At 36.9% G+C, this 23,585-nt stretch carries 20 protein-coding genes; 9 read left to right on the forward strand and 11 right to left on the reverse strand.

What is annotated here, in order from left to right; genetic code table 11:
• Positions 1-16 precede the first annotated feature (16 nt).
• The 6 genes from VB713_RS06590 (at position 17) to VB713_RS06615 (ending at position 5,960) form a co-directional block, all read left to right on the forward strand.
• Positions 17-1,132 carry a serine kinase gene (locus VB713_RS06590; RefSeq protein ID WP_323310775.1) on the forward strand — a complete coding sequence of 372 codons (1,116 nt, stop codon included), beginning with the start codon at positions 17-19 and terminating at the stop codon, positions 1,130-1,132.
• A 31-nt stretch (positions 1,133-1,163) separates the two neighbouring features.
• A complete protein-coding gene (locus tag VB713_RS06595; protein WP_323310776.1) occupies positions 1,164-1,880 on the forward strand; it encodes an FkbM family methyltransferase in 717 nt (238 codons plus the stop codon).
• A 158-nt stretch (positions 1,881-2,038) separates the two neighbouring features.
• On the forward strand, positions 2,039-3,502 hold the full coding sequence (locus VB713_RS06600) for a tetratricopeptide repeat-containing sulfotransferase family protein (protein WP_323310777.1): 1,464 nt from the start codon (positions 2,039-2,041) through the stop codon (positions 3,500-3,502).
• 132 nt (positions 3,503-3,634) lie between these two features.
• A complete protein-coding gene (locus VB713_RS06605) occupies positions 3,635-4,273 on the forward strand; it encodes a hypothetical protein (protein ID WP_323310778.1) in 639 nt (212 codons plus the stop codon).
• 161 nt (positions 4,274-4,434) lie between these two features.
• On the forward strand, positions 4,435-5,145 hold the full coding sequence (locus VB713_RS06610) for a class I SAM-dependent methyltransferase (protein ID WP_323310779.1): 711 nt from the start codon (positions 4,435-4,437) through the stop codon (positions 5,143-5,145).
• A 122-nt stretch (positions 5,146-5,267) separates the two neighbouring features.
• A complete protein-coding gene (locus VB713_RS06615; protein WP_323310780.1) occupies positions 5,268-5,960 on the forward strand; it encodes a glycosyltransferase family A protein in 693 nt (230 codons plus the stop codon).
• On the opposite strand, the gene VB713_RS06620 is transcribed toward VB713_RS06615, so the two are convergent.
• The 6 genes from VB713_RS06620 to VB713_RS06645 form a co-directional block, all read right to left on the reverse strand.
• Entirely contained in the window at positions 5,920-6,702 is a 783-nt protein-coding gene (locus VB713_RS06620) for an NAD(P)-dependent oxidoreductase (RefSeq protein WP_323310781.1), read from the reverse strand. The genes VB713_RS06615 and VB713_RS06620 overlap by 41 nt on opposite strands.
• A gap of 17 nt (positions 6,703-6,719) precedes the next feature.
• Positions 6,720-7,421 carry a glycosyltransferase family A protein gene (locus tag VB713_RS06625; protein ID WP_323310782.1) on the reverse strand — a complete coding sequence of 234 codons (702 nt, stop codon included), beginning with the start codon at positions 7,419-7,421 and terminating at the stop codon, positions 6,720-6,722.
• The gene (locus tag VB713_RS06630; RefSeq protein WP_323310783.1) at positions 7,421-8,842 is read right to left on the reverse strand and encodes a tetratricopeptide repeat protein; all 1,422 of its coding nucleotides are present in this window, start codon (positions 8,840-8,842) and stop codon (positions 7,421-7,423) included. The genes VB713_RS06625 and VB713_RS06630 overlap by 1 nt, the downstream gene beginning before the upstream one ends.
• Positions 8,814-10,157, reverse strand: coding sequence for a nucleotidyltransferase family protein (locus VB713_RS06635; RefSeq protein ID WP_323310784.1), 1,344 nt, complete (start codon positions 10,155-10,157; stop codon positions 8,814-8,816). The genes VB713_RS06630 and VB713_RS06635 overlap by 29 nt, the downstream gene beginning before the upstream one ends.
• A 52-nt stretch (positions 10,158-10,209) precedes the next feature.
• Positions 10,210-11,985 carry an ABC transporter ATP-binding protein gene (locus VB713_RS06640; RefSeq protein WP_323310785.1) on the reverse strand — a complete coding sequence of 592 codons (1,776 nt, stop codon included), beginning with the start codon at positions 11,983-11,985 and terminating at the stop codon, positions 10,210-10,212.
• Between the two features lie 419 nt (positions 11,986-12,404).
• Complete coding sequence (locus VB713_RS06645; protein ID WP_323310786.1) at positions 12,405-13,763, reverse strand: NAD(P)/FAD-dependent oxidoreductase; 1,359 nt, start codon at positions 13,761-13,763, stop codon at positions 12,405-12,407.
• 380 nt (positions 13,764-14,143) lie between these two features.
• Here VB713_RS06645 and ilvC point away from each other — a divergent pair, with 380 nt between their 5' ends.
• Positions 14,144-15,139 (forward strand): ketol-acid reductoisomerase, encoded by a 996-nt coding sequence (gene ilvC, locus VB713_RS06650; protein ID WP_323310787.1) that lies wholly within the window; start codon positions 14,144-14,146, stop codon positions 15,137-15,139.
• A gap of 98 nt (positions 15,140-15,237) precedes the next feature.
• Here ilvC and VB713_RS06655 read toward each other — a convergent pair whose 3' ends face one another.
• The 5 genes from VB713_RS06655 to VB713_RS06675 all read right to left on the reverse strand — a co-directional run bounded on the left by VB713_RS06655 (position 15,238) and on the right by VB713_RS06675 (position 21,822).
• Positions 15,238-18,054, reverse strand: coding sequence for a ParA family protein (locus VB713_RS06655; protein WP_323310788.1), 2,817 nt, complete (start codon positions 18,052-18,054; stop codon positions 15,238-15,240).
• A gap of 57 nt (positions 18,055-18,111) precedes the next feature.
• Positions 18,112-18,741 carry a hypothetical protein gene (locus VB713_RS06660; RefSeq protein ID WP_323310789.1) on the reverse strand — a complete coding sequence of 210 codons (630 nt, stop codon included), beginning with the start codon at positions 18,739-18,741 and terminating at the stop codon, positions 18,112-18,114.
• Positions 18,742-18,935: 194 nt separating this feature from the next.
• The gene (locus VB713_RS06665) at positions 18,936-20,213 is read right to left on the reverse strand and encodes a family 10 glycosylhydrolase (protein WP_323310790.1); all 1,278 of its coding nucleotides are present in this window, start codon (positions 20,211-20,213) and stop codon (positions 18,936-18,938) included.
• A gap of 427 nt (positions 20,214-20,640) precedes the next feature.
• Positions 20,641-21,408, reverse strand: coding sequence for a hypothetical protein (locus VB713_RS06670; protein WP_323310791.1), 768 nt, complete (start codon positions 21,406-21,408; stop codon positions 20,641-20,643).
• 108 nt (positions 21,409-21,516) lie between these two features.
• Positions 21,517-21,822, reverse strand: coding sequence for a TRADD-N-associated membrane domain-containing protein (locus tag VB713_RS06675; RefSeq protein WP_323310792.1), 306 nt, complete (start codon positions 21,820-21,822; stop codon positions 21,517-21,519).
• A gap of 220 nt (positions 21,823-22,042) precedes the next feature.
• On the opposite strand from VB713_RS06675, the gene VB713_RS06680 reads away from it, so the two are divergent.
• Positions 22,043-23,416: a helix-turn-helix domain-containing protein gene (locus tag VB713_RS06680; protein WP_323310793.1), complete on the forward strand. Its 1,374-nt coding sequence runs from the start codon at positions 22,043-22,045 to the stop codon at positions 23,414-23,416.
• On the forward strand, positions 23,413-23,550 hold the full coding sequence (locus VB713_RS06685) for a hypothetical protein (RefSeq protein WP_323310794.1): 138 nt from the start codon (positions 23,413-23,415) through the stop codon (positions 23,548-23,550). Before VB713_RS06680 ends, VB713_RS06685 begins: the two co-directional genes overlap by 4 nt.
• Positions 23,551-23,585: the final 35 nt, after the last annotated feature.

The raw sequence follows: 23,585 nt of genomic DNA on the forward strand, positions 1-23,585 counted from the left end.
CTATCAACTGATTGTCATGTACCCTAAAGCTGATCTGAGTATGATTGAGAGCGATCGCCTGGCTTATTTTCAATTGATATATACAGGCTTTGAGAGAGCTGCTCAGATCGCCGGAGAGGTGAAATATTTTTATACCATCGGTCAGTATAATATCTGTCTGAGGTTTGCTGGAGAGGGGTTAATTTCCCAGATTACACCGGCATTATCCCATCTGGCGATAGCTACGCTGACCGAAGGTATCGCACCAGTTCCTCAGCCGGATCTGACGATTTGTCTGTGGGATAATGCCTCAACTAAAACACAATTACCATTATTAATTGATAGCCTATTAACTCTGATTCGATTGCATTGGACAGATTATCTCGGTCCACGCAAAGAGATCAAAGCCTATGATGGCGATCGCATTCGCAGCAATTTTCATATTGGTCCCAACATCCTCAGCGTCCTAGATCAACAGCAAAATTTAGCTTGTTATTGGATTGACAATGCTGAAGATATACCCTATTGGGAAAAAGGTTCACCCCTACAAACCATCTTAAACTGGTGGACAGGGTTGCACCAAAATCAATATGTTCATGCAGGTGCAATTGGTAATCTTGATGGTGGAGTTTTGTTAGCGGGAAAAAGCGGATCTGGCAAATCTTCCACGGCGCTCACCTGTATCAATAGTCCCCTCCTCTATGCTAGTGATGATTATTGTTTGGTTTCCACCGATCCTAAACCCTATGTTTATAGCCTCTACAACACCGCCAAATTAAAAGGACAAGCGGATCTAGAGCGATTTCCTCATTTAGCCGATCTAGTTGATAATTGCGATCGCCTAGAGAACGAAAAAGCAATGCTATTTTTGCATCAACACCATCCTCAAAAGGTCGTACAAGGATTTCCCCTGAAAGCAGTCCTAGTCCCTCAAGTCACAGGGAAACTAGATACCCATCTCCGTCCCATTAGTGGGGGAGCAGCCTTACGCGCCCTAGCCCCCAGTACCATCTTTCAATTAGCTGGTAGTGGACAAACAGCATTACAAATCATGTCAAGTTTAGTCAAACAGGTTCCTTGCTATGTTTTGGAACTTGGCACAGATATGGTACAAATTCCCGATGTAATTCAACGTCTGCTATCACAAATTTAAATCTGGGTCATTGAAAACAGGAGTCGATAACATGGGATATCTACGGCGAAAAATGATTGAGGTATTAACTCGATTTCTGCCAGCAATTCTTCCCCCCCAAAGACAATACTATAACGAAACCAAGAATGATCGATGGATTACTGAATATGTCTTTCCCAACAAACAGAATGGTTACTTCTTAGAAGTTGGAGCCGCAAATGGCAAACAAGCAAGTAGTTGTTATGTCCTTGAAAAAGAGTTGGGATGGACAGGAATTTGTGTTGAACCAAGTGATTACTTTTTTGATCAATTAGTTCGCAATCGTCCAAATAGTATTTGTGAACAAGTTTGTTTATCCAATCAAGCGGGAACTGTAACTTATATAGAAGGCAGTGATGACACCGTTAGCCCTTATTTAAGTGGCATAAAATCCAACTTGGAAACGGTGAAATATCAGGGTAAAGAGGTTGTGGAAAAGGGCAAGGCCGTTGAGAAAGAGGCAGTAACTTTAGAGGCTCTTCTCAAAAAATATCATGCTCCTCAAGTGATTGATTATGCTGCTTTTGATATTGAGGGAAGTGAATTGGATGTTTTAGAAGTTTTTCCCTTTGAGCTTTATGTATTCCTAGCCCTGAGTTTGGAATGTGATGCTTCTATCCGTTTACCCATTTCTCAGTTATTAAAATCTCATGGCTATCGACCAGCTAAAAATCCATTTAATCGGGATAAACCTTGGGAAATGTATTGGTTACACCAGAGTGTTTACTAGCAATCTTATAATCAGGGTTTTAAGTTCCTAAAAAACGGTCTGGATTATTAATATTGTGCAAGACACAAGTAATCAGCTAAAGTGCTAAAGTGCTTCCCTTAAAAAAACAAGTTATTGTCATAAATTCTCTCAATACAATCAAGTAGAAATTGCGGATTATGCAAAACAAAACAAAACTCCTCCATGCTCGCACACTCATCGAACAAAATCCAACATTACCAGACCCTTACTTTCAGCTAGGAAAATTACTGTCTGAAGAAGAAGATTGGCAAGGTGCGATCGCTTGTTACGAAAATGCCATCACCCATAACCACCCTCAACTATGGAAAGTCTATTATCGCTTGGGAACTACACTCAAAAAATTACGGCGCTTTCAATTAGCGATCTCTGCCTATCAAAATTCAGTGGCAATCAACCCAGAATTTTACTATTCTTATCAAGAAATGGCTGAGTCAGCTTTGCAACTCTCAAAATGGAATATGGTTGTCATAGCTTGCCAAAAGGCAATTCAAATCGATCCGCATATTTTTTGGGTTCACTATTATTTGGGTAAAGCTTTACTGAGACAAAAGCATTGGGAAGAGGCAATTCAAGCATTTCAACGGGCAATCTCAATCGATCCTTGTTACTATTACACCTCTCAATATCTTTCTGAGGCTTATCAGGCCACGGGGCAGCATGAGGAGGATGCTAAAGCATGGCAAAAGGGGATTCAATATAACCCTGAAGTATCCGAGTTTTATAGAGGATTAGGCGATGTTTTTACACAACAAAATCGGATTCCTGAAGCGATCGCGGCTTACCGTCAAGCTAGTCAAATGTTGATCCAAGTATCCCATCCTCACATTAAAACATCTTCCCAAAACATTACAACCCTGACTCCTCCCAATTTCATCATCATCGGGGTTACGAAAGGAGGAACGACTTCTCTCTATAGTTATTTAACAAAACATCCACAAATTTTACCTGCTGTTCATAAAGAAATTGATTTTTGGGCTAATCATCAGGGAAGTTTTGACAGAGGTTTAGATTGGTACTGTTCTCACTTTCCAAAAATTTCCCCAGAGCAAACTTGTATTACTGGAGAAGCAACACCATCTTATTTGTATTATCCCAGAGCAGCTAAACAACTAGCTCAAGTTTTTCCCCAGACAAAACTGATTTTGCTGCTGCGTAACCCTATTGATCGTGCAGTTTCCCACTACTATATGTATGTGGCAGAACGAAAAGAACATCGTTCTTTAAAGATGGCGCTACTTTCAGAACTAAATTTTTTGAAGACTAAACCTGAAAGAGATTGGGCAAATCCTCAGATGCCCATAACTAATTACCTTAGGGGTGGTATGTATTTAAAGTTTATCCAGCAATGGTTAAAATGGTTTCCCAGAGAGCAATTTTTGATCTTAAAAAGTGAAGATTTTTTTAATGACCCGAATACTACTGTTAATCAGACTTTTGAGTTTCTAGGCGTAAAGCCCTATGAGCTTCCCAGTTATCCCATTGAAAATCAACGCTATTACCAACCTGTTTCGGAATCTATACGTCAAGATTTAAGCGTATTCTTTGATCCTTATAACCAAGAACTAGAGCAATTTTTAGGTCAAAAATTAAATTGGCACTAAATATATACAACCCTATATAGCAATCTGGAACGATTTATGAGAAAATACTGAGATAAAAACTCTTATTTTATAGGCGTTTGAGGCTTATTGAACTCTCATATATTATTCAGGATTGCTATAGGACATCATGCGATGTCCAAAAAATTATTTCCTCCATTACTACTTTCTAGAACTGATTATGTAATGACTATGGACTCTGATATTCTCTGGTTTAAGCAATCTAAGGCTATTGCAAAGTGTGTCAAAAAAGGTTTGCCATTTTATGTTGGTGGTGGTGGTGGTGATGATGGAGCTTATGTCCGTAATCAAAAATTTATGCAAGATAAGTTGGGATTATACCCCGCGAATAGTGTTAATGCTGGGATAGTCGGTTATCAAAAATCAAAATTTTTAGACCTAGAATTTATAGAATCAGCAATTCAGAAATTGGTTTATATTCCCAAAGAGTCTATCATAGAAAGCATCGGTTATAACGATGGTCATATAGATATTCATTCAGAAGATATTAACAAAACATTATGTTGGTGGGTGATGGAGCAAACTATTTATGCATTGTTATTGGGACGTGAACCCCAACGGCAAGTTTTAAAACATTGGTCTAATAAACCATTAGATTTACTCTTCGCCGATTTTCACCAATTTGCGAATAGTCCAATTATGAGAGGGACGGCTTTAATTCATTATATTTCAGATGCAAGACACAATCAATTTTTTCCAGCAGGTGTTCAACATCTAATCAAGCGCGGTTTTTTAGCAGAACTATCCAAATAAGTTATGGAAGATTCCCCTTTAGTTAGTGTCATTATCCCTGTATATAATTACGCTAATTATATAGCCGCAACACTTGATAGTGTGTTTACTAAAACATACGGATATTAAACAAATTCCTAATGTGATTTTGAAATTATTCAAACCAATTTAAAACCGATTACATGAATCCAATTTTACAAGAAGCTTTAACCACAGATCATGTCAAGAATGAGAACGGAGAAATAATTCCACTGCATTCTCATATCCCTAGATTGCAAGGTGAGTTTTTACAACAAATTATTGCCGAACTAAAGCCAAAAGTAACCCTTGAAGTTGGACTTGCCTATGGAATTTCTGGTTTATTTATTTGCGATCAATTAAAGTCTAACCAAACAGAGAAAAATCATAATAATCAACGCCATATTATTATTGATCCATATCAATTAAGAGATTGGCAAAATATTGGCTTAAATAACTTAAAAAAAGCTGGTTATGAAGCCATAATTGAATTTCACGATCAGCCATCCCATATAGTTTTACCACTTTTAGAAAGTCAAGGTGTAAAGATTGATTTTGCTTTTATTGATGGTATGCATACCTTTGACCATACATTAGTTGATTTCTTTAATGTTGATAGATTATTAAATGTTGGGGGCATCTTGGCGATCGACGATACAAATTTTCCTAGTGTTGCCAAAGTCTGTCGGTTTATACTTACAAATCGTGCCTATAGTGTTTCCCACGTCTTAACATCTAGAGACGATCGTAGTCCAACCTTTTTGAAAATGATGCATATCCTAATTAAATCACAGGCAGTTCCACAGAATCGATGTATAGCTTTTAGAAAAGAAGCTGAAGATTACCGTAATTGGCATTTTTATGAAGATTTTTAGTAGATAATGGGAACTAATATAGATATCTTAGTCAGTGTAATTACAGCACTTTTCACAACAATTTAATTGGCACGAGATACATATCAATAGAAAAAAGTAAAAAACATCCCCAGAAAAGAATAATGAATAACTTACCTTTAGTAACTGTCATTATCCCTGTATATAATTACGCTAATTATATAGCCGCAACACTTGACAGTGTATTTGCTCAAACCTATCGCCCAATCGAAGTCATTGTTGTGGATGATGGCTCAACAGACAACAGTGCGGAAATTATGCTTGGTTATCCAGAAGTACAGTATTTGTATCAATCAAATCAAGGTGTGTCCGTTGCTCGCAATATGGCGATCGCTGCGGCTAAAGGTGAGTTTATCGCATTTTTGGATGCAGATGATCTCTGGAAACCTGATAAACTCAGTCTTCAGATTGCCTATATGTTGGAAAATCCTCATATTGGGATCACAGGTACAAGGGCGATAAATTTTTTAGAATCAGATACTCAACTTCCCCCTTGGCTGAAAGATGATCCCAATTGGGAAGAGGATAGAGTGATCATTCCCAGCACAATGGTGGTTCACAAATCTGTTTTTAGTCAAGTTGGAAATTTTTCTCCTGATTATCGTGTCAGCGAAGATACAGAATGGCAATGGCGAGCCAAAGATGCAAAGATACCCATGTTTAAGATCAATGAAATTCTGACCTTAAGACGATTTCATGGCTCTAATTTATCGTGGGAGATGGCAGCAACTCACAAACCTCGGATGTTGAAAATTATTAAGGACTCCATTGCTCGTCAATCGATCGAACCTCGTTGAGCAGATTTTCAGCATTATCTTGAGGTTCGTACCCTAACAGTTTTTGAGCATTGCTGATATCCCAATAGCGGCGGGTGTTGCCAGAAACTGCATAAAATATCTGAAAGCCAAGATTGTCATGCTCTATCGATCGCCTGACTATTTGTGCTAAATCTCTAGGGCTACACCAATTTGATAATATCCGATCATTGGTAACAAAAAGTTTCGGTTCAGTGGTAAACCAGCCAATTCGTAAACAGATCACCGTCATTCCATAGCGATCGCTAAAATATTTTCCTAAAGCTTCACCAAATGCTTTCCCCACTGCATACAGAGAATCAGGACGCACAAGCTGTTCAGGGATAATGTGAGATTCCTGTTCTACTTCCCGACATCCTGAAACATGACAGGTGCTGGCATAGATAATCTTTTTGACTCCCAGTTGACGGGCGGCTTCAAATATGTTGTAAGTCCCATTGATACCGCTAGTATAGACATCTTTCCAAGATTGATTAATCTGAGGATTTGCCGCTAGATGAATTACCGCATCCACACCAGCCATAACTTTCAGAATAGCTTTAAAGTTGGTGATATCCAGACGACGGAAATCTTTGGCTTGGTGAATATGACGGCGATCAATACAACGAAGTTCATAATCACCATCCAGTTCATGCCGTAGAGATGTGCCAATGTTTCCAGCAGCACCGGTTAATAAAATTAATTTCTTTGTTGTCGATTGACGGGTTTTCAAAAAGTCAAACATAGTAGTGATTTCAATACCTAAGATTCTTGGTTTAAAACTCCCTGTTTAGCACGTTCTCTATCTAACTTGGCTTTGATGAGGTGCAGTCGTTCATTTGCGTATTGACGTTCTGTAATTCCATTATTGCTTTCATGTAGTCGGCGGTAATAGACCACATCTGGAATTGTAATTTGTTGCAGTTGATGTTCGAGGGCTGAGATATACCAACTAATTTCAGGAGTTATTTTGAGATTGGTATCAAAGTTTCCCACTCCCAAGAAAGCCGATCTCTTGATTAACATAGCACTAGGTAGATGCGCCGCAATTGGTTTTTCTGGACAGCGAATCCTGTTTCTAAAGCTTTCATCTAATTCGGGGCTATAAAAATTTTGAGCATAGCCAAAGACTGCTTCTATATTTAGATTAGTATCAAAGACTGCCATTTGTTTTGCTAGCTTGTCCTGAACCCAAATATCATCAGAGTCGAGAAAGGCGAGAAATTCACCACTAGCCAGCGCAATTCCGGCATTTCTAGCAGCACCGATGCCGCCATTGGTTTGATAATGATATTTTAGGGGGTAGCTTTGGGCAATTTCGCCACTGCGATCGCTCGATCCATCATCAATTACAATTAACTCAATGTTAGGATAGCTTTGACCTAGAACACTTTCGATAGCTTCAGCTAAATAGCGATCGCGGTTATAGCACGGAATAATAACACTAACTAAAGGTAAATTCATCAGATTGATTTATATACTTCACTATTACAAAAGCTATCTAGAAAATAATTTGCTGATAGTTTATGGCGAGTTTCACAGGATTTCAGATATTCATGAGTTTCTAAAACGAGCGCCGTATCCAATGCTTTTTCTGCTGCTTCTTCTAGACTATGGAAATACATCGGATAGTCTTCACCCAAATATTCGATTACACTAGGAATGGGATTAACTAACAGTGGTGTAGCACGAGCAATGCATTCGATAATGGCATTATTTACACCGGAGTCATACAAATCCACAAAGGCGATATTCATTGAGAGCAGATCATCATAGGTATCGTCGGGAATATATTTAATAACAGTTGTATTCTCAACATAAGCTGGATCAACTTCAATTTTATAAATCCTCCCTTCGATTTTCATCAATTGAGCTAATATTGTCTCTGATGATGGAAATAGAAAACCTAATCTGACTTTTTCATAACCAAGAGAGTTACCTTTGGCTAGAGGTAATTGATAAATCGAATGTAATTTCCGTAACCACCAGCCAATCTGCACCACTTTTTTCTGGGGATTGGCAATAAATTGATTAAAATCAAATTGTTTTTCGGGAATCTCAGTGGGATGGATTAATACCGAAACTGGTTTGCCTGTTTCTTTCCTCAGCCAATCGCCATAATAGTGAGATAGTGCAAACAATCCCACGCACTGAGGCAAACTATCTTGCCAAATTTGCTTCTCAAATAGTTTTTGAGGTGATCTGTGATAATGGAACCAGATGGGCATTCTGTGGGGATTGTGCAGAAATCCCACCCAAGGAGTTTTATAAGGTACGATGCCCTTTTCTTCTGAGTTCGCTAAACTCTCAAAAACTCCATCAGCCCGCATTTTTGCTAATATCCGGGGCGATCTGCTACCAAATTGATCATCTGGAAAGAGAAATGTATGTTCTAGAAAGCCATCAAACAAAACACCTTGAGGGTTGTGTAAAGAGCTAATTGCCTGAATTGCAAAATTCCAACCACTACGATGAGAAGCGAAAACTCTTTGTTGTCCGAGGTTAATTTTTCCTCTGGCTATACTTTGTAGTTTTTCATTATTAAAAGAGATATTTTCTGCTTTTGCATCTGGAAGAACTTGTGTAGAACTGGTTGGTTTTTGCCAGCCCAAACATTGATAATAAAAAGAAAGATCCGTTTTTTCAAAGTCAATACTTAAGGCTTGATCATAGTAATCAATCGCTTCGGCTATCCGTCTTTGCTTCAGCATCAAATTGCCCAATTGTTGATAGACGGGTAAGAAGCCCGGTTGTAATCTTAGGGTTTCCTGATAGCGAATCAAGGCATTTTCTAAATCACCGCGCAGTTGCCAAGCATTTCCTAATTTAAATTGTGTTAAAGCTAGGTTTTCCTGGTTATTGTTTTTGTTTATTTCCAGATTCATAGCTGTTTTGTAGGATATATTCTAATAATAAGCGGATGGGACGAACAACGTAATACAGAAAAAATAATTGCTGAGGAAGTCTCAACAATTGGCGATCGCGTTCATTAGGTACACATAATCTCCTCATCAGAAAATACAAATACAATAAACTCATTGAAATTATTTGATCAAGTCCCCAACGATTTAATGACCTATCTAGTGTTTTTAATGGTGAGATATATACTAAATACAAATTGCGGAAAGCCGATATTACTCTACTTTGATGTAATGGTTGGTGTAAAGTGCTATCTGTCTTACTCTCTAGGGAATTAAACAGTGCAATTTGTGTGTCCAGGGATTTAATCTGAATAAATTTTGCTCCAATATAATCTGGTATAGAAATATGTAAGTGATTTTGGGTTATATGGATTCCCAATAAAAATAGTCTCTCACATCGCAACTCTGAAGATAGTTGTAGGCTTAATTCCCAATCTAAATCAGGATATGCTTGGATCACTTGAGCAAGATCACAAATTTGTTTAAGCGATCGCAACCATCCATAATCCTTGGCAATATTCACACTTTGAATAATTAAGGCTATTTCAGGAGTGAAGGTTGTGATGGATTGACCCATAAGTGTCATGGGCTGAGAATGTTCCCAAAGGCGATCGTAATGGTTCGGATTCCAAGTCCGTCTGGGTGGGATACCCCAATGTAGGTCAATACTACGTTGCGGGTTGCTATGCAACAATGATGGCTCAAATCTAGCGTTAAACATCTCTGCTTCTGGGGCTTTGTAAGACATCGAAAGTTGCAAACTTCTCTCGAATCCATCAACTTCAAAATCTTCTGAGAAAGTACACTGATAGCCTTGACTAATTAAAACTGCTTTGGCTTGCCAAAAGTCCTGTCGCCGCACCAAAATATCAAGATCATTAAATTGGCGTAAAGTCACATTACCATAGGCTGATGCTGCAATTACTGCTCCCTTAAAAGCGATCGCCTCAATTCCTGCCTTTTCTAATTGGGTCAAAATTCTTAATAATTCTTTAGTTTGAGATAAGTTATTCAATCCATTCATGCGATTGAGTCTTTGCAATTTCAGCCTTACTGAATGCGGTACACAATCAACTTCCTTAAGAATTTGATACAGCAAAGGCATTACACCTTGATCGATGCTAATTTCTATTAATTTATCCCAGTTGATATCTTCTATTAATGAGTCGCTGACTTCTTTAACCGTTATTCTATGAAAATGGAATTTTATACAAGCAAGTAAAGCAATTACTTCTGGAAATAAAAGACTTTCAGGAGTTTTAGATACTATCTGATACATGATTTTGTAACACAAAAAAACATTTTTTTAAAGTAGCACAGAGTGCTACATATTATTGATAATTTTTGGCTTGAGTTGTAAATAAATCAGCATATTTACCATTTAAAGACATTAGTTGATCATGAGTTCCACTTTCTACAATCTCACCCTTATGCAACACATAAATCCGATCTGCCGTTCTCACAGTAGCAAGTCGATGGCTAATTAGCAAGACTGCGCGATCGTGCATGATTTCACGAAACTTCTGAAATACGGACTCCTCTGCATAAGCATCCATGCTACTAGTCGGTTCATCTAATATTACTAACTGAGCATCTCGCAAAAAAGCACGAGCTAGGGCAATTTTCTGCCACTGACCACCACTTAATTGTTCTCCGCCCTTAAACCATTTACCTAACAAAGTTTCATACTCTCCAGGCAAACTTTTAATCACAGCATCAGCACCGGAATATTGAGATGCTTCCATAATTTTCGGAGAATTAGGTGATAACTCAATATTACCAACCCAGATATTTTCTTTTACTGTTAGTTGATAGCAGGTATAGTCTTGAAAAATTACACTAATCTGACGCTGTAAATCATTGATCGCAAAATCTTGAATATTAACGCCATCAATAGTAATACTACCGCTAGTCACATCATAAAGACGACAAAACAATTTCACTAGGGTAGTTTTTCCAGATCCATTTTCACCGACCAGTGCAACCACCTCTTTAGGGGCAATTTTAAGATTGACTTGTTTAATCGCCTTCCTTGACGAATTTTGATATTGAAAACTGACATTGTTAAAAACAATCCCTTTTTCCATAGATGGAACAGGCTGCGGGTTGATAGTTTCATTCATCCCATTTGGGAGAGCTAGAAAGTCAAATATATCGGAGAGAAATAGATTGTTTTCATGTAGTCCTCCTACACTAGAAATCAATTCTTTAAGTGAGTTTTGTCCCCTCTGAAATGCCTGACCATACAAAACTAAATCACCTAATTGAAACTTACCATAAATTGTTTGATGAATAATAAATAGATATGTGGCTATCATTAATAAGCTAATGAAACCCTGGATAAATAATCGCGTTAGAGATTGTCGGAGTGTAATCGCAAGTTTTTCTTTAAATAGTTGTTGCCTAAGTTGATAAAACCTTTGAATAAATGCATTACCTAAACCGAATAATCGAATTTCTTTTGCAGGTTGATCTCCTAATAATAAATGTCCAAAGTAGTTGGCTTTACGTTCTATTTCAGTTTGATGACGCTGCCATTTATACATTGATTTTGATTGCCGAAACCGAATAAATATTGTCGGTATTGAAACCACTAATAAAATTACAAATAGCCTCCAATTTAATGAGATTAATAATGCAGAGATTACTGTCAAAGAAACAATATTTTGAAAAGCAGTAGTTAAATTATTTAACATTCGAGTGGGGCGATTTGGTGCTTCCCACTTAGCACGTTCCAAAATATCCTGCTTTTCAGGGCTTTCGTAGGATTCTAAATCAATGGCGATCGCTTTTTTAAAGATCGTTACCTGCATATAGTCTGTCACCCTCTGGGATAGGGTTGTGGAGCATATTTCGCTAATTACAGTATTAAAATTTATCCAGAATATAATTGCCCCAGCATTGATCAGTAGAAAGGTAATATCTGTAAAAATCTGTTGTTTATCAATAATGCTGATACTTGCAGCAATACGATCCACAATTAGTTTGATGATGTAAAGTAACGCCAGAGGTAATATACTCTGAATTACATTAAAAATTACATTGGCAACCATCCAGTTTGGAGAACTTTGCCAAACTAGACTAATCGCACGTTGGATGTTTGTCATTAGAGGGTGTTTGAAAAGTCCAACAATTGGTAAAAAAGCTCTCTCTGTATCAATACTGTAGCCATTTTTTTGTAGGTTGGGTTGAGCGGAGCAAAACACAACCTATTTAACGCATTTGTTGGGTTATGGCTTCGCCTCCCGTCAGGGATACGTGCCTCAACCCAACCTACGAATCAAGGCTTTTTTAAATTTGGCTACAGTATTGTGTGTGTATAAGCTGTGAATAGATCATAAACAGCACCGAGAGAGTAACATTAGTAAAGCATACCCCTTTCCGCAACTGGCGCAAAGATGGAACATGATTACATATCCATGATAGGGACTGCGTCCCATTGTATTTCTTTGATTGATATTGGTATGGAGCTTGAGGCAGAGCCTCTTGATGGCATTCCCAGCCGGAGACTGGGAACGAGGGATAACTACACATTTATTGGTTGTCTAGTTTTCACTTGTTGATAATGTCCATTGCTGTCAATTGGTACAAATGGGAGATTTTCTTTTCCTGTAATTAATCTCGCGCCACGATTGCGGGTAAAATAATTCCAAATCCATTGAATCATAACTACTAATTTGTTATCAAATTCAATGAGGAAGTAGATATGAACAAATAACCAGAAAAACCACGCGAGGAAACCTTTAAGTTTGATGAAACCTAAGTCAACAACTGCGGCGTGTTGCCCAATCATTGCTAAACTTCCTCTATCCACATAGTTAAATTGTGGCAATGTTTCACCTTTAAGGCGTTTCTGCAACAGTTTTGCTACATATTCGCCTTCTTGCATGGCGACTGGTGCAACTCCCGGTAAGGGTTTATTATTTTGATGGGCAAAATTTGCTAAGTCACCAACTACGAAGATGTTGGGATGTCCTTTAATACTCAGGTCTGGTTCAACGATAACACGCCCGGCGCGATCGCTCTCCGCTCCAGTTCGTTCTGTCAAAACTTTCCCCATAGCCGAGGCTTTCACACCCGCAGCCCACAATACTGTTTTTGCAGCTATCTCTTTAACATCTTCACCTTGTTTGATAGTCACAATATCATCAGCAATATTGGTAACTAAGGTTTTTGTCTGGACATTTACACCTAATTGTGTTAGAGAAGTTTCCGCTTCTTGGGATAATTCGGGGGCAAAAGGTGGGAGAATGCGATCCATACCTTCTAAAAGTATGATTTGCGCTGCTGATGTGTCGATGTTGCGAAAATCTTCTTTGAGGGTTTTGGTTGCCAATTCTGCGATCGCACCAGCCAATTCTACACCAGTCGGACCACCACCTACAATCACAAAAGTTAACCAAGCCTGACGCTGTACCGGATCACTTTCCTTTTCTGCGGCTTCAAACGCCATAAAAATCCGGTGACGCATTGCAATAGCATCTTCTACAGTCTTCAAACCGGGTGCAAATTCTTCCCAGTCATCTTTCCCAAAATAAGAATGCTTCGCACCTGTAGCCACAATTAAGGTATCATAAGCTACTGCATCACCGCTGACAATTACCTGTTGTGCATCAGGATTAATATCATCAACTTCACCCAACAGCACTTTTGTATTTTTGCTTTTGCTGAGAACAGAACGTAATGGTGAAGAAATATCAGCCGGAGACAAAGCACCTGTAGCGACTTGATACAGAAGTGGTTGAAATAGATGAAAATTGCGTTTATCAATCAGTGTCACGTTGACATTTGCTTTTTTCAGTGATTTTGCGGCATAAAGTCCACCAAAACCACCACCAACGATAACTACCTCATGTGGTGGGTTATTTTCATGTGCGTCAACCATAAGAAATGTTTCCTTGCGTTAAAACAGGTGCTGTAACTATTTTTAACAAAAATGTAACAAAATTGTCACATTTTTTTCTGTTTATCTTGAACTTATTAAAAAAAAATAAAAGTATTCATGATTTCTACATAAAAGTAGTTTTTTATAACTCTTGCTTTACCTAAATATAAGTAGAATTAATATAAACAGAAGAATATAGATTAAATGAACCGCGAAGACGCAAAGAACGCGTTCGCGTAGCGTCCCGTAGGGATAGGAAGAAGGAAGAAGGTAGGTAATCGATATCCGCTCAATAAATCTACTGTATTGGTAACACGATTTGAGGTAAAATCAAAAGTCTGCCAATTTTATAACTATGCTTGCGGACAGGAGATGCTTCTATGGCGCGGATGTATTATGATGAAGATGCCAATTTAGACCTTTTGGCGGGAAAAACGATCGCTATTATTGGTTATGGTTCACAAGGTCATGCCCACGCCCTTAATTTAAAAGATAGTGGTGTAAATGTAATTGTAGGATTATATCCAGGCAGTAAGTCCACAGCAAAAGCTGAAGCTGCTGGCTTGACTGTGAAAAATGTGGCTGACGCTGCTAAAGCTGCCGATTTCATCATGATTTTATTACCTGATGAAGTGCAGAAAACAATTTACAAAAACGAAATTGAACCAAATTTAGAAGCAGGAAACGTTTTAGCCTTTGCACATGGCTTTAATATTCACTTTGCACAGGTTGTCCCTCCGGCTGATGTTGATGTAGTCATGGTGGCACCAAAAGGCCCAGGACACTTGGTGCGTCGGACTTACGAACAAGGACAAGGTGTACCTGCTTTATTTGCAGTTTATCAAGATGCTACAGGCAAGGCACGCGATCGCGCAATGGCTTATGCTAGAGGTATCGGTGGTACACGCGCAGGTATTCTGGAAACCACATTCCGCGAAGAAACTGAAACTGATTTGTTTGGTGAACAAGCAGTATTGTGTGGTGGTTTGAGTGCTTTAATCAAAGCCGGTTTTGAAACCCTAGTAGAAGCAGGTTATCAACCAGAATTAGCATATTTTGAATGTCTGCACGAAGTCAAATTAATCGTTGACTTAGTTGTAGAAGGTGGTTTAGCGACAATGCGCGATAGTATTTCTAATACCGCCGAATATGGTGATTATACTCGTGGTCCAAGAGTTGTCACTGCCCAAACCAAAGCAGAAATGAAGAAAATTCTTAGTGAAATTCAATCTGGACAATTTGCACGGGAATTCGTATTAGAAAACCAAGCAGGTAAACCTGGTTTTACCGCTATGCGTCGTCAAGAAGCTGAACATCCCATTGAGGAAGTTGGTAAAGACTTACGTGCCATGTTTAGCTGGTTGAAAAAAGCATAAAGATTTGGTAATTGGTAATTAATGATTGGTAATTACCCAGTTCTAACCATTACCTTTTACCAAATTCATACGCGGACAGGGGTAGTACAAATACAAGGTCAACTTCCCTGTTTAGCAGCACGACGAGCTAGAGACATTACCGCAGGTCGCCCTGCTTCTGTCAGTTTAAAATCTAAGCCTAACCGAAATATTTCTGGCATATAATAATCATCTTTTTCTCTAATAATTACACCGTTTTCCTCTAATATTTTCATTTCTTCCAAAGATAATTTTAATTGCTGCCGTGTAAAAGGAATTTTTCGCTCCTCTTCAAAAAGATCGCGTAATTTAGCAAAAATATCTTTCAGGGTAGTATTTTCTTTTTCAATTTCTGCTATTTTTTCTGTACTACATTCTGGTAGAGCGCCTTTAATTCCTTTGGGAGTAAGAATACGGTTTAACCACCGATCATCAGTATCATCTACAGAAGCTTCTGCGGCTAAGTAAAGAAGACGCATTAAATCTCGTGATTGAATTTGTCCTCTAAAGTCTGAAAGTGCTGCTATTACAAATCTAGCTGAAGCAGCTTCCTTAGAGGTATCAGTACCCACTTTTTTACCCCATAGAGGAACTAAAATCTGTGTTAGATCCTCTTCTTTCATTTTCTGAAGTTCTTCTACAATAGCCTTATGTGAGGTATTGTGTAATATAAGTGAGATATTTGGTGATAAAGAAGTAACCCAAGCTACTAGTCTTAAAGCTTCTTCTCTATTCCACTTCAAAGCATAAGGCTCGTAGCGTGCCATCATCTGAGCTGCATTTTGCAGTATGGCTGACAAAACCATATCACGTCTAATAAAAATGAGAATGCCTAAAAAACGACCTGGCTGCTGTCCCAGCCACTCTGGAACTGCTTGAAGTAAAGCTCGCAATGCTTTCTGTTGAATTTTGTCACTAGCGAAATCTTGAAAAAGGTCTTCAAGTCCATCAATCACTACTAGCAATCGCTGTTGCTGGGAAAACAAATGTTCTGTTAATGCTCTACCAGCCCCTTTTTGCCCAGGCTGGAATCCCACACCCCAAGCAATGACATCTAACCAATGTTCTCTCCACTGACCTTCAAGAAGATCTTGCTGACAAAAATTTTCAATGTTTTCACGAATAATTTGGATCTCTTGAGGATTTTCAAAGCCTAATGCTTGTGCTGCCTTTTTTTGAACATCTGCCACTAGTTTCACATCTTCAGGCTTAAGATTGTTTGATGCCAAAATAGGGGAAATGAGAGCATCAACATGAACTTGAGTTGCACAAGCATCTTCTGCAAATTTTTGCCAATTTTCTCTGTGAATAATTTGTAAAAAAGTGTAAGTTTTTCCAGAACCTTTAGCTCCAACTACAACTGTAATGGGAATTTGGTGTCTGTGATCTGAAGCCAAGTGACGTAAAGGAATAGTAGGTAAAAACTCTTTAATTTCTGCCGTTTCAGCATACACCAATTTTTTACTAATATCTCTGAGGCTTTCTCTTTGAGATTTTATAGCTGGAGGATGATCGTTAATTGAGGGAATATCTTCCTTAATTGTTTGAGTTGGCTTTATGGGTAATACATCTAGCAATGGATGTAAATCATCAACAATTCCAGAACGATGAAGACGAGAATTTACTTCTTCCCATGTTGTCGGTAATACTAGTAAACTATCAGAAAATCCAGTGGTTAGGTTTAAATGTCTTATGACTTCTCCAAAAACGTATCTAGATGAATCAAGGTTATTGTCTTCTGAACTTTGTATATTTTTTTCTGAAAATGATTCAGACGTGTCAAGAAGAAGATTATCAAGATTCTTATTTTCATCTTTTAATAGTTCAGAATTTTTTAATTCATCAGGAACTTGACTTATAATTATTGTTGGTAATGGATCTGTATCTCTTACAGAAGGTGCTCTTTCTCCCACTAGTTCTAGAAGTTGCTTTGTACCTGCAATTGATTGTCCACTCAAAGTGGTCACAAAAACACGATAAACTCGTGGATCTAAAATTAGGCCTGTAGACAATTCAGACAGTCCTGCACGTAAGTCAACCAAAACAACATCTACTCCTAAAATTTTACCTAAATCTGCCAGAATTTGCGTTAATATATATGGATTTTTTGCACCTTGAATAAGATGTTCAGGTTTAATTTCTAATGAAGTAAATCTTTTAGTAGAACGGAATGCTGGCAAGAAATAAATATTATCAACCAAAGCATTCTGAATTCGATCAGCAACTAATTGAATTGAGTCAGTTGCTTTTGGATCTGGATCGCCATGAACTAAAGCTATTAAATCAGCAAAAGATACAGGTGGAGAAGGTAATCTTTGCTCTAAAAGCCAGCTTATACCTGGTGCTTCTAAATCACCATCTACCAACAGTACACTATACTTTCCATCTATTAAAGCCTGTGCAAAGGCAATAGCGTTGGTTGTGCGTCCCACACCGCCTTTAAATGAATGAAAAGCTACTATTGGTGGAAAATCTGCGTCAAAGCTTGGTGGAAGTTCTCTCTCGTTATCATGACGATTTGGAACAATTATTCCGGGTCTTGCTAAACTTGGCGTTAGTCTAGGAATACGATGATCTTCCTGTGTTTCCTCAAAAATTACTGGTAAAAATTGTGGTTTACTAGGTAAACTCTCTAAAATGATTAGTCCATCTATTTTATCATCTTCTTGATCAATTCGGAATCGAGTATCATATACATTTTTTAACCAGCTTTTTGCTTCTGCTTGAGTACCAGGGCGAATTTCAACTGTTAAACTATCCCAATAAGCCTGCACAGAAATCAACCAATTTGGTAAATCACTTTTTTCTTGAATACGAAATAAAACTTCTTCGACATCAAGCCAAGTATAAAGGCGAATGTCTAACCAAGCGTAAAGAAGCGTATCTGTAGAAATCATAATATTTTATCCTCGCTCTAGGAGTAGAAATTTTCTAACCACTTAACTAATATTTTGTCATCTTCGAGTATCAATATTATCCTCAATCCAAATGCAAACACTCTCTAACCATTCAACTAAGTTACTTTCATCTTCGGGGTTCATCTTAATACCATATCGCCAAACTTGGTGAGATTGTGTCAGATCGTGAAAACAAGAGGCATCTTTAACAAGATGAAACCGAGGAATTTTATTATAATCACGATACTTACCAAGTGCTGTAGCTGGCAATTTCAGTTCTTTAACCCATCTGGCTAAGTTATGTCCATGTTTTGTTAGCATTTCTTGATCTTGAATTTTCTCTGTTCCTTTTAAATTCCCGTTTCTTATAAGCCAGATCGTTTTTAGTCCGCACTCTACAGCATAAAATCTAAGCAAATGCGAGGAAATATTCTGATTTGGTTGAGCCTTAATTATATCTAAATGAATCTGAAAAGCTGTTTTTAATTCACGAGTACTGGCATGAATCATACCGCTATGCGATCGGCTTTTTTGGTTCTTTAGTAGTACAATTTCATTTTTTAGCTTGTAAATGTATGTTGTAGCAGATACAGAATTTTGATTAACTTGCAATTCAATATCATCAAGTAATTGTTCAATTACTTTAAGTTGTGACTGATCTAGATTTAATGCAGAGAGGTCAGACATAATTCTGTCGTCTTTCGCAATTAATTGGGCAGTGGAATGACAGGATTATAGCAGTATAGATACAAACATTTTATCTTAAAGTATATTTTCATATTATTTAGTCGTAGAGTATGCTAGATCCTATAGCAATCCTACCCCAAACGTGAGAAAATCCTTATTATATAGGCTTTTGAAGATTGTTGAACTCTCATATATCATTTCTTATTTTTAATCAAACCGTTTAATTTAGAAGCCGTTTCCTCTGGTTTTCCATTTGTTGGAAAAACTAAAACACTTTTAATCTCAGGGTTATTTACTACTTCTTTTAAACGATGAAATTGTGGGTCACTAATAGCAATTCCCGCATAATTTTTGACATAATTTAATTCTTCTTTAAAATTAGCATCATTATAAACCTGAATAAAAACTCTATCCACATTCCATTTTTCCCAATCAGCCGCAAAATATCTTTTAGCCCAATAAGGGTTATGATGACAAATATCAAAACTAACTTTCGGATTAGCTTTTTTCATCCCAGTAATCATTTGCTGCACAAAAGTAGTTAATTTAGTAGTGCGATCTACTTTTCCTGGCAATTCAGCATGATAACCTAAATAATCATCCCATTGTACAGCATCAATTTTTGGATACCTTTGTACAAACTCGACTAAGATATTTTTAAAGAAACTCGCAACTTCGGGAATTTCTACATCTAATACATAATGTTCTATTCCCGGATAGGTTTTATCTACACCAGGAACAACCCATTTTTTTTCAATTGCCAAATCAAAAATAGGGCTATTTTTGTCTATTTTAATACCTTTTTCAAAATAAGCGTGAACTTGCATTCCCTGTTTATGTGCTTCATCAATTAACCAATCTAACCATTGATCTTGAAACAGATTAGGACAACTTTTATAACCAAGAGTTTGCTGCATCACCTTACTATTATACATAGTACAACCATTACCCCAAACACCATGAATAATAGTATTAAATCCTTGGGATTTATAATAACGCACTCTTTCACGAATTGTTCTTTCATCAGCATTATTCGTAACTTGATAGCGACTTAAATAAATACCTCTAATTGCTTTTCTATCCCAGGAGTTGGCGGGTAATGGAGTTGTTTTTGGTGTGGTTGTTTTAATAACAGTCGGTTGATTACTAGGAGTAATTTGAGGAGTGATTGAGACAACAGGAGAAGGAATTTTTGTAGGAGTTACTTGAGGTATTGCTGCAATAGGAGAAGGAATTTCTGTAGGAGTTGCTTGAGGTATTGGTGCGATAATTGGTGTAGGAGTTGCTGTAATAGTTGATGTAGAATTGAAAATAGGATTAATGATTTGTTGCCCTTGAGAGACAAGTTGACTAACATTTATATTGTTTCTTTGGGTAAATAACCAATAACACCCTCCGAAAAAAATTAACAAGACAGAGATTGGAATATTAGCACATCCACAACCACTAGGTTCGGTTTTCTTTTTCGACATAATATGATAATTACCTAAAAATCTGACTCTATAAAAAATTTTCAACCTACAAGAATAAGATACAACTTAGATTCTATACTTTACGGTTAATAGTTAAAAAATCTTTATGACTTACGTAATTGCCACATTCAAAGTCTTTTGTAGGGTGCGTCAGACTCGATTTTTTAGTAATCATGAACAAATTTTCAACATCTGACGCACCTGTTAATATCCTAGTTGCATAACCCCTAACCTTAACTCAACTTTACCTAATACCAATTTTATGTGAGGCTGCACATAATCTTAAAATCCCTTGATTAATCAATCTTTATCTGTGTTAATCTGCGTCCATCTGCGTTCCATTATTCTTAATATTTTATTCTATGCAGCTTTGTATTAATTTGGTATGATAAGCAAAAATATTTTTTCTCTCTTCATCTCTATCAATTTATAAATCAATGTTCAGAAATTGACGTATTCTCATAACTGCATATTTAACACTTTGTTCATCTGTATATTCCAAATGAATAGGAATTTCTTTGCCATCTTTTAGATAAATCACAGCCCGATAAACCCTAGAATATTTAACTTTTTTATCTTGAATATAAAAACGGACAATCTCTTCTAGCGGATATTCAATAATTTTATTACCACGCAAACCTTTGCGTTCTATGAATACTTTATTAATACTCTTATAAAAAGTGCAGATGCTGAAAGGTGATGTCGCTAAAAAAGCACCAAATCCTGAAAAAACAAACGCTAACAAACTAATATAAAAGAGATAGATACGCCGATTTTGCGTCACAATCAAGAAACTTTCCCCAGAGTTGATAAAACTATTGACTTTAATAATAAACTGCTCATTTTCTTGATAACTAATATTAGGTAGTAGAGAAAAATCTCCAAACCTACTCACAACAATAGTCTTATAGCTTTTACTTCCCTTACTACCGATTATTGTTTGAACGTATGCTTGTTGAGGATCAAATAGCTTGAGTTTTTGCATTCTTCCCAACAAAGTAAACCGTTTCAATTCACAGTTAATTTCTGGAGGTGAAGAACGAGTGCAGGTGAGATGAAGGGAAGCAAAATCAAAAAATATGAAATAAATCCAAAAACTCAAACCACCTATAAATAAGACGCTTCCCCACAACCAGTTTATAATTGGTTGGTGCTTGACGACTAATCTAGTGTGCGTTTCCTCTATTATTTTCATAAACTATGATTTAAATCTTTATAGTCCATTATCCTATAAAGTGCCAGTCTTGAAAAGCAAAAATATAGTGGCAGGTAAGATACCTGCACAACCAGAATGAAATCTTTTCTATTTAGCCGTTCCTGCTTTCTCTAAAATTTCCTGCAATTCTTCCCTAGCGTCTTTAGCAAACTGCACACTACCAATACTAGCAATAATCCCTGTTCCTGCGGTGAGGCTGGCTTCTGGCATTTTATCGACGTATAACAAACCTACACCTAATAAAGTCATAATCGCTGATGCTGTGGTTACGCCTAATGCTAAATTAAAGGTAAGTTGTGCTTGACGGATGTATTCTTCTACAATTTTGTCTTTCATCTCTTTTTTGATTTCTTGGTTTTTAGGTTGGCGTTTGGGGAAGATATTGAATTTCATAGGTTGTATTCCTTTGGTTTTAAATCAATTTGTTTTGCATATTCGTATCTTATGAGGATGACAATTAGAGTTAAAGAGCAGATAGATTATCTTTAATTGATTATTTGCCCCATATTTTAGGGCAGATAGGGCAATATAATTTAACCCAACTGCCCTATGCAATAAAATTCCATTTTGCTATAGTTTATAAATATTCCAGATTTATCAATACATTTCATCTATGCGTCTATCAGATACCGTTAATTCTAGTTCTGAAGGAAAGATCAAACTCAGAGAAGCATATAGAGCCGCAGGTTTAACTATTACAACCCTTGCACAAAAAGCAAATGTTAGTGAGGACACTGTTAAACGTCTATTAGGCACAAAAGAATGTCCTCATGGTATTGAAAGACGGACTGTGGAAAATATTGCTGAGATTTTAAACCTTAAACCTACAGATATTGTAGATGATTGGTATCCTGCCACTATTCCCATAGAATTTAAAAGTATAATTGATGATAAAACACAAATATTTTGTGGTAGAAAATATATTTTTGCAGAGATTAAGGAGTTTATCAAAAATCACAAAAGTGGATATTTTACCATTATTGGTGATGCAGGAATGGGTAAAAGTGCGATTTCTGCTAAATATATAGTAGATAATCCCGGAACAATTTGCTTTTTTAATATTCGTGCAGAAGGGAGAAACCGCCCAGATGTATTTATTAGATTAATTCGTCAACAATTAACCCAAAGATTTGATATTGCTAATGTAGAAAATGATGATTTATCAACTTTATTAACTAAAGCTAGTGCGAAATTATCTAAGGTTGAAAATTTAGTAATTGTCATTGATGCTTTAGACGAAGTTGATCAAGAGGATGGCGGAAATATATTAAATTTACCGACAATTTTACCAGAAAAGGTTTATCTGATTCTCACTAGAAGACCTTATAATTCAGAAGATAAAAGATTAAATATTTCTCCTAACACTCATGATCAAGAATTGAATTTAAGAGACAAAAAATATCAAAAATTAAGTAATGAAGATGTTGAAGAATATATTTGGGAATTTCTCGGTTCAGAAAAATATAAACCAAACCTAGAAAAATGGATTCATCAACAAAGCAACCTTTCTAAAACAGAATTCGTGAAAACTATTGCTAAAAAAAGTGAAAATAATTTCATGTATTTACGCTATGTTTTAGAAGCTATTGCGGAAGGATTTTATCAAGATGAAAAACTAGAACAATTACCCGCAGGTTTACAAGGATATTATGAGAGTCATTGGCGTATTATGGGGATGACTACCAAACCTTTACCGAAAGATAAAATTAAAATTATTTATGTGATGTGTGCTTTAAAAAGTGCTGTATCCCGTGAAATGATTGTTAAATATTCCCAGGAAGATAATCTCACAGTACAGGAGGTTATCAGAGGTTGGACGCAATTTTTACAGGAACAAAAAACCTATCAACCATCACGTTATCGCTTTTATCATGAAAGTTTTCGAGATTTTTTAGAACGTCGGGAGATAGTGGAAGCTGCGGGGGTAAGCTTACCAAAAATTAGCGCAGAAGTTGCTAAAAACATGGGTGAGGGCTTAACACTATGAGTAATTTTCAATCTTGGTTTAATCAGAAGTCAGAGGAAGAAAAAGAACAGTTTTTAGGTGAATATCTCCGATTATTATTAGAAAGTAATAACTATTCAGAACTGTGTAAATTATCTGACGGGATGACGAAATAGTCTAAAAAGCTTATCAGATGCAGATTGTACCGATT

It is taken from the genome of Anabaena cylindrica UHCC 0172 (assembly GCF_034931625.1).
Lineage (GTDB): Bacteria > Cyanobacteriota > Cyanobacteriia > Cyanobacteriales > Nostocaceae > Anabaena > Anabaena cylindrica_A.